We start from the raw sequence: 13,583 nt of genomic DNA on the forward strand, positions 1-13,583 counted from the left end.
CGCGACAAAGGTTAGGTTTCAAAAAGGGACGTGCAGAGGCCAGGGAGGGCAGGGCTGCCGCATTTAACTGATGAAGAACTGCCGCTCTCCTGGCAGGTATTTGGCGTAGCGCTCGAGTAGCTCTGGGTGGTCCTGCAGCAGGCGCTCGACATCGAGCACCATGCGGTCCTGGCCCCGTTGCCATCGAATGGACCCATGCGGGAAATCCCCATAGGTGGCGTCGCCCAAGGCCTGCTGGAGACGCTGCTGGAGTTCTGCTGCTCGCGCTTGCTTGGCCTGGAGTGCTTGGCGCACCACCTTCAGCTCCAGATAGATGGCAAGGAGACCGGCTTGCTGGCGAAAGTCACGCCGCGCGCCTGAGTCCTGCGGATACAGGCGCGCGAGTGCCTTACCTGCAGAGGCGGAGCCATCGGCTGGCGGTGGACAATCCGTGTCCAGGTAGTGCCAGAACTGCCGCTCCCCTTCGATCAGCTGCGTGATGCTGTCTTCATCGCGTTCGATACGATGAATCTGCCACTGCTGACCACCCAGCAGTACGGCCACGTCGGCCGCGTGTTTACCTGTCACTGCCAGTAGGTGCATGACCTGCAGGCGCATAGCTACCGGCACGCCTTCCTGCCAGAGGTGGACTTCGCTGGCACCCACTGCTCTACACACGAGCAACTGGACGTCTTCGTCATCCAGCACTTCGCGTTCAATGCGGGCAATCATCCAGGGTAGATCGGGCGAGGCATGGGACACCTCCCGGCTGTAGCGCCGAACCTTGCGGCCGGTGCTCCTTCTGTAGCGCCAAGCGATGATGGGCTCGAGTACGCTTGGCCAGAACGCTGGCGTGCTGTCGTCCCGAAGATCGTTCTCCAGAGCAGCCGTTTGCCGTCCAGTTTTCTCTAGCCAGAGCTCCAGCTGAGATTTGTCAGGATCCAGCCCCAGGGCCGCTGCAGCGTCTTGGCTGAAAAGTCTCAAAGGCCGAGCTTCAGGAGCTGCAAGGCGAGAAGCTGTAGCGGTGGTGACGAGGTGGAGGAGTGGACGAGGGTGTTGCTGCGTTGTGATCAGGGATGAACGACTCATGAGCAGTCTCCTGTGCGGCATAAAACGCTCAGCCGACACGAGGCCGCCTGAGCTAGGTGTTAGGAAGTAGGTAACAGCGCTTCGAATCTGGAATGGCATTGGCTCTGCCGTGGGGGGGGCGTGGCCAATAGCGAGGAGGGGAACCCGTCAGGCCACCAAGTCAAGTGTGGCCGACAAAGCACGTTGCTTAATCTGCGCACCCTGGCCGAACCAGGCCGAGTCCAGGCGGTGTTCGGTACCGCGCGCCCGGCGCTCGTGGTCGACGAACTCGGTCACGGCATTGAGCAGGCCCCAAGCCGTACCGCGAGCTGACTCCAGGTTCGAGCCACGACCCCGACCTTCGTAGAGCTCCTGCACCTTGCGCAGTGCGCGTTCGTTCGGCAGCACGTCCGGCAGTGTGGCGGTCGGTGAGATCTCGCACAGTACGTTCATGAAGAAGCCCCGGGGCGTCGTGACACTGCACCTTGCGTTCGGCCAACGCACGCATGCGGTACATGAAGTCGTCCCATTGCGAGACGGCGATGCCGAGTTGCTTTCTCACCGACCGGGGATCGAAGCGGGTGTTGTGGGGCACCTTGATCGCGCGGCCGGCGCCGTGTAGGGCGACGGTAAGGGTGTTGTCGCACACGACGCGCACGATGGTCGGCGTTGCCGTGGTGGCCAGGGTACCGTCGTAGGAGGTGGCCAGCAGAAGGTAGCCGTTGATCTGGTCGTAACCTTTGAGCGCTGCACCTTGCCCGGTGCGCGCGAGGGCCCAGAACTTGCGGCCACCCTTGAGCACGCCAGCGGTTTCCAGCCCATAGCCGGACACCTCGGTCAGATCCCTGTAGAACTCCAGCACGTCGTGAGACTGCACCACCTGGTAGCGTTGCGAGACCACCGACAGCGGCGCCTTGGTGTTGGAGCGATACAGGACTTTCTGCTCTGGGAGCGAGCGGATTGTGCCTAGACTTCCGATAGCGTCCGACTTGAAATTCACCTGGCTTTCGAGAATCCGCCAGTCCGTACCGGCTTCGCGTTGCCAGGTCTCGAGGGGTTGTTTTCGTGTGAGTCGATTGCCGAGGCCATGCCAGGGCGTGGCACCGACATAAGCCATTTGCTCGATGAGACGAGCCATTAGGATCTCCTTGCCAGCGAGGCTGGCCACGCTCGGCTCAACAGCACCGAGCACAAGAATCAGTAAAAAGGGAGGGCGCTGGACACGTCTTGTCGCAGTAGAAGCGTCAACTGTCGTGATCGGAAAACACATGGCCGCAGGCCTGGCACTCGAAGTTATCAAGCACCCGTGCATCGATCTCCTCGCCGAGCCGGGCGCCAGCCAAGCTACCCACGGCACCTCCGGCCAAGCCGCCAAGAATGGAGCCCGCCAGGCCACCCAGCGCCATGCCCACCGGCCCGGCGACGGCGCCTATGGCCGCACCGCTGCGTGCACCCAACACCGCATTAGCAGCGCCCGTCGCCGCACCACCCGCGGCGCCAGCAGCCCCGCCCACTTTGCGGGCGATATTGCGCGTTCGGACACGCTCGGAATTGCAGGAAGGACAGTGGATCGACATCGTTCAGACTCCATACGTAGGGAAGGACTGAAGAGGGCGTTAGCTGCCCGTCTTCCCTTAGGTAATACAGGTCTGAAGATTTTTCGAATCAAGTTGGGTCACGTGAACCTGGGCTGGTTGGGTGCTTGAGGGTGCTGTTACCGATTAAGTAAGCGTACAAGTAAGCGGTCAAACATCGTAAGGTTCTAATTTCATAGGGATTATTGCCCCTTATGTCGATAAAGTCGCTACGAAGGGCCTAGATTTGAGAGGGGTAGGTCGAGCGAGAGGCAAATCCTTATCAGTGGTAAAGCCAGTCTCGCAACTCATCTAAATTGCCTACCACGATCTGCTGGGCAATAGCCTTGGTATGCACCTTGGCGGGATCTATCTGGTAGCGCTGCAGCACGTACTGCACCAGAGGGGTGCGGGTCTCGATGACGAGTTTGAGGTTCGCTCAGGCGCTCGCTCAAACCTCGAAACCGACCTGGTGATTTCTGAGGATGGTAATGCTCTGGAGCATCGGGGTAAGGGGCAGCAGTGCTTCATCAAGACGAGCTTCGCTCTCAAGACGCGCCGAGCCCAAGCTGGCTGGGGCGTGGCGATGTGGCTAAAACGCCCATACACGGACTGCGCGCCGGCATACTGACTAAACCGGCAAAAAAGCAAGGTATCTCTTTACCCATGCCTTGTCACTGGATAAGGTGATGAGGGTCACAAAAGGTTGGTCGCGGTCTCCCAGGAATGGCTTTCCAGTTTCATCAGCCCAAATTGTGCAAGGTTCGCTCTGGGTCCTTCAGATCTATCTGCTGCCTTGGCTGGTTAGCTATGGCGGCTAGCCGTGCGGTTGTGTGCAGTTGAAACACTCAGTGAAGCCTCCGATGGTGCGCTTCAACTTGGGCAAGGACAGCGGTTAGCTGGTCAGAATTACATGGAGCAAGGAGGAAGTAATGGCTGACAGTAGCATTTGTTTTAAACGGGTCGATTACAGTCTGGACAATCTGCTGAATTACATTGAGACAGGCGATATTGGCTTGCCGGATATTCAGCGGCCCTTTGTCTGGAAGAACACCAAGGTTCGCGATCTGTTTGACTCAATGTACCGCGGCTTCCCGGTGGGCTATTTCCTGTTCTGGGCCAACCAGAGTGATGACAAGAGCCGCAACATCGGCAGCGGCCCTAAGGTGCGTGACGTCCCCAATCGTTTGATCGTGGATGGGCAACAGCGGCTGACATCGCTCTATGCGGTGTTCCGCGGGCAAACTGTGCTCGATTTGAACTACCAGAAGCGGCAGATCGAAATTGCCTTCCACCCGCGCAGTGGGCGGTTTGAGGTGGCGGATAACAGCATCCGGCGTGACCCGGAATGGATCGCCAATATCTCCCTGTTGTGGGCAGAGGGGCAAAATAGCCGTAAGTTGATTAATGCCTTCATTTACAAGCTGGGTGAGCGCGAAGCGCTGGATGAGGCGGAAGAAGAGCGCATTGCCGACAACATCCAGCAGTTGATCAACCTCAAGGGGTACCCGTTTACGGCGCTGGAGATTGCCGAGAACGTGGATGAAGAGCATGTCGCCGAGATCTTCGTGCGCATCAATAGTGAAGGCAAGAAGCTCAACCAGGCGGATTTTATCCTGACCCTGCTCTCTGTGTTCTGGCATGAAGGGCGACTGGCGCTGGAGAAGTTCTGTGCGGACTCCAGGCAGCCCGCCCAGAGCAAGTCATCGTTCAATCACTTTATCGAACCTGACCCTGACCAGCTCTTACGGGTGTCGGTGGCGCTGGCGTTTCGTCGTGCCCGTCTGAAGTCCGTCTACCAGGTGCTGCGAGGCAAGGATGCCGATACGGGTGATTATTCGGCAGTGGTTCGCGATCAGCAGTTTGCCAAGCTGAAGGCCGCCCAGGCCGAGGTGCTTATGGCCCTTTGTCGGCGCTGGCTTGTTGGTTTTGTTTTTCCTGTTCTTGAGTGTTGGTGAGTCTTGGCATCCAGTTCTTCGTCTGGTGACGTTTGCCGTCTTTGCTGCGATTACTGGGTGGGTTTACTGGCGCGACCAGATGCGCAAACTGACGGTTCTCTTCTATGAGCCGGACCAGGTCACTAACGAGCTCTTTGAGAGCCTGTGTCGTGCGCTTAAACAGGCTGCGATGGCGCGCAAACTAAAGTCCATTGCCTCGACTGCCCGTTATGCGGACACCAAGTATTCGGCTGGCGCCGGTCAGGGGCTCAAGCTAGGCGGGGCAAAGCTGGTGCTTGGGCATGCGCCGGGTGTTATAGCTAATGTGCCGGTGCCGGTGCTCACTTCAGACAAAACTACGTTGGCCTTTTACCCAGATCGCGTGCTTGCGTTTCAAGGTGACGCGGTGGGCGCAATCGAGTATGTCAACTTGTCCGCGGTCAGTTCGGCTGTCCAATACATTGAGTGTGAGTCGGTTCCGAGTGATGCGCGGGTCGTCGATAAGACCTGGCACTACGTCAACAAAAAAGGCGGCCCAGATCGGCGCTTCAAGAACAATCCGGAACTACCGATCTGTGCATATAGCCAGCTTAATCTGTCGACTCCTGACGGTTTGGATGTGCGCTTTATCGGTTCTAAGGATGGCGGCTTTAATGCCTTGGCTCATGCGCTATCCGCCGTGTTGGCTGCTCACCGATGAGCCTCTACTCCGGTACCTGGGCGATTCCAACCGTTTTGATTTGCAGTTTTAGATAGTGGGTTCTCCTATGAGTGCAGTGATCAGCCAGAAACTACAGAGCAGCCGCAAAGAACTGCTGGACATCGGGCTTCGCAACAACATGCTCAATTTCCGCAAAACAGCTAAGACCTTGATGATAGTTGATGAGCTGTCCAAGGAGGTGTTCAGCATCCTCTACCGCCAAGAAAAGGCCATGACTTTTGCGCCTATGGCTCGCAAGAAACTGGCCGAGCTGGCAAAAGCTGCCAAGCCCGAAGACGCTGAGGGTGACACCGCCAGCGACGCAGAGTTGCTGCATGAGCTGGACACCCTGGACTGGTCCAGTGTTGCCGACGAGGCTGATGAAGATGAGTCAGGCAGATCCCGTCGCCATCTGGATACCCGCTTGCAGACGGCCATCGATGATGAGCGTCTGTTCTTGCAGCTGCTGAAGATTCACACCGAGGCTAAAGGCTTTATTGAGGAGCAGGGCGTAAATACGCTGTTCCTGGCTCTTGGCTTCTTACATTGGTACGAAGCGGATAGCTCCGAGAACCTGCGTAAAGCTCCCTTGCTATTACTGCCGGTCAGTCTAGAACGCAGTGGCGCCAAAGATGCCTTCAAGCTGAAGTACTCGGGTGACGAGCTGATGGCGAACCTTTCGCTGGTGGCCAAGCTGAAGACGGATTTTGGTTTGGATATGGCTTCCTGCGCGTTTGACGAGGATAGCTTCGCCACCGATGAGAGCAGCCTTGGACGCTTCTATGGCGATGTTGCTGATGTAATCAGCAAACAGGGGCGCTGGAGGGTAGCCAGCAACGAGATTGCGCTGGGCTTCTTTTCGTTCGGCAAGTTTTTGATGTTCAAGGATCTTGACCCGAAAAGCTGGCCGGAAGAGAAGCAACCCGATGCCAATGGCGTGATGAAGCGCTTGCTTGGCTCCGGCTTCGGGGATATGGGCGCGGCGTATGCGGAGAATGTGAATATCGACTCGGTGATCAAACCGGGCGATGTACGGTTTGTGAAGGATGCCGACAGCAGCCAGACAGAAGCCATTCTGGAGGTGCGTGAGGGCTCCAACCTGGTTATTCAGGGACCACCGGGTACAGGTAAGTCACAGACGATCACCAACATCATCGCCGAGCTGATCGGCCAGAAGAAAACGGTGTTGTTTGTTGCCGAGAAAATGGCGGCACTTGAGGTGGTTAAGCGTCGTCTGGATGAAAGTCATTTGGGTGATGCCGTTCTTGAACTGCATAGCCACAAGTCCACAAAGCAGTCTGTGCTCAAGGAGCTAGGACGAACTCTGGATCAGGGGCGACCACTGACCAAAGTAGGCGAGGAAGACCTTGCCAGTTTGAAAGAGCTGCAAGATGGCCTCAATCAGTACTGCGAGGCTGTGAGTGCCTCCGCAGGCGCGAGCGGTTTGCCTTTTGTTGATGTGCTTGGTCGTTACCTGAAGCTGAAGCGTGTCTATTCCGGATTGCCGGTCATTCCTTTCGCGCCTATGGCGGCCTGGAGCTATGCCGAGCAGCAAAAACGGCGTGAGTTGGTTGAGGAACTGGTGCTGCACCTTGAGGAGATGGGACGGCCTGACCGGAGTGTATTCTGGGGCAGTGAGCGGACGTTCTTTTCGCCTATCGACCAGAGCAGCGCCAACGATGCCCTGCAGTTGGCAGGCTCGCACCTTAATGCACTGAAGTCGGCAGCCGCAGCACTTTCTGAGCGGTTAATGCTGACTCAGCCGGCCACCTTGGCAGATGTGGATGTGGTGTGCCGTGCCGCACGGCGTGCGGCCGAAGCTCCGCGACTCGAAGGGGTACATCTTTCTACGGGCGAGTGGCAATCCAGGCGTGACGTCATTCGTGAGCTGTTGGAGGCTGGCGAGCATATGACGGCTTGCCGCGCTAAATATGACGGCCAGTTGATCGATGCTGCCTGGGAGCAGGATCTCCTAGAGGTTCGACAGAGTCTGCTGGCCTACGGCGACAAGTGGTGGAAGATTTTCTCGGGTCGTTTCCGGGCGGCACGTACGCGTCTCCAGGGACTTACCCGTGAGACATTGCCCAAGACTAATGCGGGCATGCTGGAGCTGGTTGATTCGGTACTGACCTATCAACAGAACAAGAAGGTCTATGACCAGCACGAAGCGCTAGGGAGCGCACTTTTCGGTGCCCAATGGCAACGTCAGAAAACGGATTGGGCGGTGCTTGAGCGCTTGAGTGCTTGGGTGATCAAGCTGCATGACGATCTGGGGAATGGGCAGATTCCACAAGGCATCATTGCCTTCTTGGCCGGGCACACCGATGCCAGTGGTTTGGGTGACGCAGTTACCGGAATAGAGCAACATGTTGTTGGTTTAGACAAGGCCTTGCGCAGCGCGCTTCAAGTCACCGGTATGCAGGCGGAGAACGCCAAGGCTGACGTCAGGGCACTTGGCCTGGCGGCTCTTGGCGAGCGTTTGCAGCAGTGGCAGGAAAGTCTGACTGCGCTGTATCAGATGGCACGGTTCAATGTGTTGGCGGAACAGTTGCGCAAGGCCGAATTGGACCGCTTGTTGGATATTGCCATCAGCAGTGATGAACCAAAACAGCTACCGGCAATTCTGGATTTCTCTTGGTATTCAGGCTTGGTACAACGGGTATATGCCGAGAAGCCAGCGCTACAGCAGTTCGACCGGATCAAGCATGAGCATCAAATTGCGAGGTTCAAGTCGCTCGATTTGGCCTCCCTCAATCATGCGCAAACGCATTTGGCTAAAAAGGTCTGGGAGGGGATGCCCAACATCAACCAGCCCGGTGAAATGGCGGTGTTACGGGCTGAACTGAACAAGAAGCGCCGACATATCCCGATCAGGCAACTAATTGAGAGGGCCGGTCGGGCGATCCAGCAGATCAAGCCTGTCTTCATGATGAGCCCCATGTCGATCGCGAACTTTCTTCCTCCAGGAAAGCTGGAGTTCGACGTAGTGGTATTCGACGAGGCCTCTCAGGTGAAGGCTGTCGATGCATTCGGCGCCATCATGCGCGGTAAGCAGGTGGTGGTGGTCGGGGATACTCGGCAGATGCCCCCCACTGACTTTTTCAGTCGTGATGTCGAAATGGATGATGAGGATGCTGCTACCGCCGACATTGAAAGCATCCTGAGCATGTTCAAGGCGGCAGGTAGCCAAGAGCGCTATCTCCGCTGGCACTACAGGAGCCGGCATGAGTCGTTGATTGCGGTTTCCAACGTCGAGTTCTATGACAGCAAGCTGGTGGTCTTCCCCTCTGCGGGCCAGCATCCGCACGCCAGTGGGGTGAGCTTCGACTACCTGCCTGATGCGCTGTATGACCGAGGTCGTACCCGCACCAACAAAGGGGAGGCCAAAGCAGTTGCGCAGGCCGTTATGCAGCATGCACTTCGAACGCCTGAGCTATCGCTGGGTGTCGCAGCATTCAGTGTGGCGCAGCGCGACCTTATCCACGTCGAGATCGAATTGCTACGCCGACAGATGCCAGAGGCTGAGGCATTTTTCACTTTTCAGGGCAGTGAGCCGTTTTTCGTCAAAAACCTTGAGAACATCCAGGGTGATGAGCGAGACAAGATCTTTATCAGCATCGGCTATGGTCGCAATGAGTCCGGCCGGATTGCCAAAGAGTTTGGCCCGGTTAACCGCGACGGCGGGCATCGTCGCCTCAACGTACTGATCACGCGTGCCAAAATGGCTATGCGGGTGTTCTGCAACTTCAGGGCTGACGAACTGGAGATTGATGCTGGCGCTCCGCTCGGTGTAAGGGCCCTGAAGAACTTCCTCAAATTTGCTGAAACCGGAGAGCTCGAAGTCGCCCGAGAGACCGGCAAGGCCGCCGACTCACCGTTTGAGCTAGAAGTCATAGAAGCGTTACGTGAGCGCAACTATGAGGTTGAACCGCAGGTGGGAACTGCCGGGTATTTTATCGACATCGCAGTCAAAGACCCTGAGTATCCCGGGCGCTATGTGCTGGCAATCGAGTGTGATGGCGCCGCTTACCATAGCTCGCGTTCAGCTCGGGACCGCGACCGCTTGCGTCAAGGCGTGCTTGAGGGGTTGGGTTGGAACTTCCACCGCATCTGGAGTACTGACTGGTTCCGCAATCCGCAACAGGAAATAGCCCGTGCGGTGGCAGCAGTTGAGGCCGCCCGGGCCAAAATTGCAGAGGGTCGTCGTGCCACCCCTGAAGTAGTGCCAGAGGCGAAGCATGAGATCGTTCGAGGGGCTCCAGCTGAGGAGTCCATGCCAAGTTTGAGTCAACCCTACGTGAAGGCTCGCCTGGCTCCAGTGGCATCGTTGACTGAGCTGCATCAAGAAAAACCTGAGAATCTGATGCAGATGATTCGAACCGTGGTTGCTGTTGAGGCCCCGGTGCATACCGGTGAAATCACTCGACGACTGATGGAAGCCTTTGGCGTGACCCGGGCTGGGTCGAGGATCACAGTCGCGGTGGAGAACGCTATTCGTCTTGGCGTTCGGCACAGACTGTTTCAGGGCAGTGGAGGCTTCATTTACTCGGTGGACGGTGGGCCTACACCCATTCGCAGCCGAGCTCACTGGGAGTCGTCCGAGCGCAAGCTCGAGTGGGTAGCGCCTGAGGAGTTGGATCAAGCATTAGTCCAAACGGTAACCCTCGGTTTCTCCATGAGTCGTGAGGACGCCATTTCTGGTGCGCTCAGGCTCTTGGGCTTTGGGCGTGCCACTTCGAAGATCGCAGGCATGCTTGATACGAGAGTTGAAACGCTTGCCGCTGAGGGACGATTGCAGGTGGTCGATGGTGGTGTTGTCACGGCAGCAACTGCGTCCGCTTGAACACTTAGCTGCTCCTGCTACGGTGCGAGCAAGTGGCAACGCGATAGACCTCTATAAAGATGGGACGGGTCGCCAGTCGCATTCGTGAGCTTCGTAGTCGAAGGCGATCAGCGCAGTGCGCAGGGTTAACCGTGCGGGTGAGGTCGGCCGCGAGCGCACCGAGCAGAGTTTTCTGGTGCCCAAGGCAGAAATCGCCGACACCGATTACGACCTGTCGATCAACCGCTACAAGCAAGTGGTGTACGAGGAAGTGCAGCACGAGTCGCCGCAGAAAATTCTGGCCGAGTTGAAGGCGCTGGAGGCGGAGATTATGCGGGGGATGGATGAGTTGGAGGGGATGCTGTCGTGAGTTTCCCTGCGGTAGCACTTGGTGATGTTGCAGAGTTCATCAGGGGCGTTACCTACAAGCCTTCTGACCTTATGGATAACTTCTCCGAGGGGGCGATTGTTTGTATGCGGACTGCAAACGTGCAAAAGGTATTGGATGAATCTGATCTTCTGTCGATCCCTCGTGGCCACGTCAAAAGCGAAGAGAAAATTCTTCGAGAAGGCGATTTGCTTGTGTCTACGGCCAATAGCTGGAATCTCGTTGGGAAGTGTTGCTGGGTGCCGGCGTTAAGTTATGCCGCAACGGTAGGTGGATTTATCGCCGCCTTGAGGGGCGATAAGAGCAAAGTAGATTTGCGGTACCTCTATCACTGGTTTAATTCACCTGATACCCAAGCCGATGCTCGAAACTGTGGCAGGCAGACTACTAACATTTCCAACATGGACATCGCACGATGTCTCGCGCTAACGATTCCACTCCCCCCCATTCCCGAACAGCGCCGTATCGCAGCGGTTCTGGACAAGGCCGACGCACTGCGCGCCAAGCGCCGCGAAGCTATCGCCAAGCTCGATCAACTGCTGCAATCCGTGTTTCTGGAAATGTTTGGCGGCAGCACTACTGCGTCCACATCAGTAGCAGAGCTAGCGCCTGCTGCTGGAGCTATACGTACCGGTCCCTTCGGCAGTCAATTGCTGCATAGTGAGTTTGTCGACCAAGGCATCGCTGTTCTCGGTATAGATAACGCCGTATCCAACACGTTTGCATGGGCGAAGCCACGATTCATTACGGCAGAAAAATATGCGCAGCTCGCTCGCTATCGGGTTAATCCAGGCGACGTACTAATAACCATCATGGGCACCTGTGGGCGATGCGCTGTTGTCCCAGATGGCGTGCCCACCGCGATCAATACCAAGCATCTCTGCTGTATTACTCTCGACGCCACACGGTGCGAGCCGGAGTTTTTACATTCGTACTTCTTGATGCATCCAGTCGCTCGGAGCTACCTTGAAAGCCGAGCCAAAGGCGCAATCATGGCGGGGCTCAATATGGGAATCATCAAAGAGCTACCGGTTGCATTACCCTCGATAGAAGAGCAACGACGTTTTGTTACGATCAAGAAATCGCTAGAAAAACAGCGCGCGCAGGCGGTAAGTCAGGAAAGTCGTTCTGACGAACTTTTTGCTGCACTCCAGCAGAATGCATTTGCAGGTACGCTCTAGGTCATAACCTGTGCCCCCGGCACGCCAAGGAACAGGCAACCCAAATGGCTCAACTCTTCCCCGCTCGCACCAGCTGCCGTTTCGACACCCCTGGCGAACGCCGCTTGGCCGAGCGCTTGGAGAAGAAGCTCGAAGACGATTACCTTTGCTGGTTCAATATTCCGGTGGGACCAAAGGCCTTGCAGCCGGATTTTGTGCTGATGCATCCGCTACGCGGCGTGCTGGTGCTGGAGGTCAAGGATTGGAGGCTGGACACCATCCGGAGCATGGATCGTGGCCAGGCGAAGATCTTTGCTGATGGCGTGCTGAAAACCCAGAAGAATCCGATGCTGCAGGCGCGGGCCTACGCCATGGAAGTGGTAATGATGTTGCAGCGTGATCCGGCGTTAAAGCAGCCCGCTGGCTCGCCGCGTGCCGGCAACTTGATTATGCCGTTTGGCTGGGGCGTGGTGCTGACCAACATCACCCGCAAGCAGTTCGAGGGTACGGACCTAGCCGAGGTGCTCAACCCGAAGCAGGTGCTGTTTCAGGATGAAATGACCGAGACGGTGGATGCCGAAGCCTTCCAGCAACGGCTGTGGGACATGTTCCACCATGTCTTCCCGTGCCAGTTGAGCCTGCCGCAGATCGACCGCGTGCGTTATCACCTGTACCCCGAGGTGCGGGTGAATGCACTGCCGGGGCAGTTCGGGCTGTTCGCCGAACAGGACGCGCCTCTGCCCAGCCTGATCAAGGTGATGGACTTGCAGCAGGAGCAACTGGCGCGCTCCCTCGGCGAGGGCCATCGAGTGATTCATGGCGCGGCGGGCAGCGGCAAGACCATGATCCTCGGCTACCGCTGCGCGCACCTGGCGCAGGTGTCGAGCAAACCGGTGCTGGTGCTCTGTTACAACAAGTCCCTGGCCGGCCGCCTGCAGCAGGTGCTGGCCGAGCGCGGCCTGAGCGAGAAGGTTGTGGTGCGTAACTTCCACGCCTGGTGCTCGGACATGCTCACCGCCTTTAATGTCGATCGCCCGGACCCAAAATTGTCGGTCAACGCCAAGATGGCGCAGATGGTCGAGAACACCATCGCTGGCGTTGACCGTCGGCAAATCCCCCGCGCCCAGTACGCGGCGGTGCTGATCGACGAGGGCCATGACTTCCAGCCCGAGTGGTTCAAGCTGGTGGTGCAGATGATCGATCCGGAGAGTAATTCGCTGCTGGTGCTGTACGACGATGCGCAGTCGATCTATCGCGGCAAGGGCGGTAAAAGCGGCATGGATTTCAGCTTTGCCAGCGTCGGCATTCAGGCCCAGGGCCGCACCATCATCCTCCGGCTGAATTACCGCAATACCGTGGAGGTACTGTCGGTGGCGCGGGCTTTTGCCATGGAACTGCTGACCGCCCGCGATGCCGCCGAGGATGGCGTGCCCATCGTCGCGCCACAAAGCGCGGGCCGGCGCGGCGCCTTCCCCGAGCTGCTGCGCTGTGAGTCCGATTGGCAGGAACACAACTGCATCGTCGAGCGCATTCGCGACGGGCAAGGCCAGGGCCGTGCCCTGAACGATATGGCGGTGATCTATCGCAGCACCGCCCAGGCGCAACGCATCGAGCGGGCCTTGAGCGAGGCCGGCATCGCCTTCGCCTCGGGCCAGTCGGCCAAGGGCCGTGGCACGTTGTATGGCAGCGAGGATGCGGTCAAGATCGTCAGCATGCATTCGAGCAAGGGCCTGGAGTTCGGCCTGGTGCTGATCCCCAACTTGGGTGAAATGCCGAAGAAGGGTGAAGACGAAGTCGACGAGGCGCGCCTGCTGTATGTGGCCATGACTCGCGCGATCGATCGGTTGGTGATGACCTACCGCGAACCGTCCAGCTTTACCCGCAGAATTCAGGACTCGATCGGCAGCGTGCGTCAGCACCTGGACGAGGTGGACGCACAGAAGGCAGCCGGTTGA

8 protein-coding genes and 2 pseudogenes are annotated in these 13,583 nt (G+C 57.7%); 6 read left to right on the forward strand and 4 right to left on the reverse strand.

Annotated features, from left to right (window positions below):
• Positions 1–63: 63 nt before the first annotated feature.
• From QMX82_RS05220 to QMX82_RS05235, 4 genes and pseudogenes are all read right to left on the reverse strand, one after another.
• Entirely contained in the window at positions 64–1,068 is a 1,005-nt protein-coding gene (locus QMX82_RS05220; RefSeq protein WP_282281419.1) for a YqaJ viral recombinase family nuclease, read from the reverse strand.
• A 147-nt stretch (positions 1,069–1,215) separates the two neighbouring features.
• Positions 1,216–2,185, reverse strand: a pseudogene (locus tag QMX82_RS05225) (DUF932 domain-containing protein).
• 106 nt (positions 2,186–2,291) lie between these two features.
• A complete protein-coding gene (locus QMX82_RS05230; protein ID WP_282281420.1) occupies positions 2,292–2,624 on the reverse strand; it encodes a hypothetical protein in 333 nt (110 codons plus the stop codon).
• Between the two features lie 280 nt (positions 2,625–2,904).
• Positions 2,905–3,057 (reverse strand): annotated as a pseudogene (locus QMX82_RS05235) (WYL domain-containing protein); the annotation flags it as partial.
• 496 nt (positions 3,058–3,553) lie between these two features.
• On the opposite strand from QMX82_RS05235, the gene QMX82_RS05240 reads away from it, so the two are divergent.
• The 6 genes from QMX82_RS05240 to QMX82_RS05265 all read left to right on the forward strand — a co-directional run bounded on the left by QMX82_RS05240 (position 3,554) and on the right by QMX82_RS05265 (position 13,583).
• Complete coding sequence (locus QMX82_RS05240) at positions 3,554–4,579, forward strand: DUF262 domain-containing protein (protein WP_282281421.1); 1,026 nt, start codon at positions 3,554–3,556, stop codon at positions 4,577–4,579.
• A 79-nt stretch (positions 4,580–4,658) separates the two neighbouring features.
• On the forward strand, positions 4,659–5,258 hold the full coding sequence (locus tag QMX82_RS05245; RefSeq protein WP_282281422.1) for a hypothetical protein: 600 nt from the start codon (positions 4,659–4,661) through the stop codon (positions 5,256–5,258).
• A gap of 67 nt (positions 5,259–5,325) precedes the next feature.
• The gene (locus QMX82_RS05250) at positions 5,326–10,101 is read left to right on the forward strand and encodes a DUF3320 domain-containing protein (protein WP_282281423.1); all 4,776 of its coding nucleotides are present in this window, start codon (positions 5,326–5,328) and stop codon (positions 10,099–10,101) included.
• 115 nt (positions 10,102–10,216) lie between these two features.
• On the forward strand, positions 10,217–10,450 hold the full coding sequence (locus tag QMX82_RS05255) for a hypothetical protein (protein ID WP_282281424.1): 234 nt from the start codon (positions 10,217–10,219) through the stop codon (positions 10,448–10,450).
• Positions 10,447–11,649, forward strand: coding sequence for a restriction endonuclease subunit S (locus tag QMX82_RS05260; protein WP_282281425.1), 1,203 nt, complete (start codon positions 10,447–10,449; stop codon positions 11,647–11,649). The genes QMX82_RS05255 and QMX82_RS05260 overlap by 4 nt, the downstream gene beginning before the upstream one ends.
• A 44-nt stretch (positions 11,650–11,693) precedes the next feature.
• The gene (locus tag QMX82_RS05265) at positions 11,694–13,583 is read left to right on the forward strand and encodes a DEAD/DEAH box helicase (RefSeq protein ID WP_282281426.1); all 1,890 of its coding nucleotides are present in this window, start codon (positions 11,694–11,696) and stop codon (positions 13,581–13,583) included.

Source organism: Pseudomonas sp. PS02302 (assembly GCF_029959585.1).
Classification (GTDB): domain Bacteria; phylum Pseudomonadota; class Gammaproteobacteria; order Pseudomonadales; family Pseudomonadaceae; genus Chryseomonas; species Chryseomonas aestiva.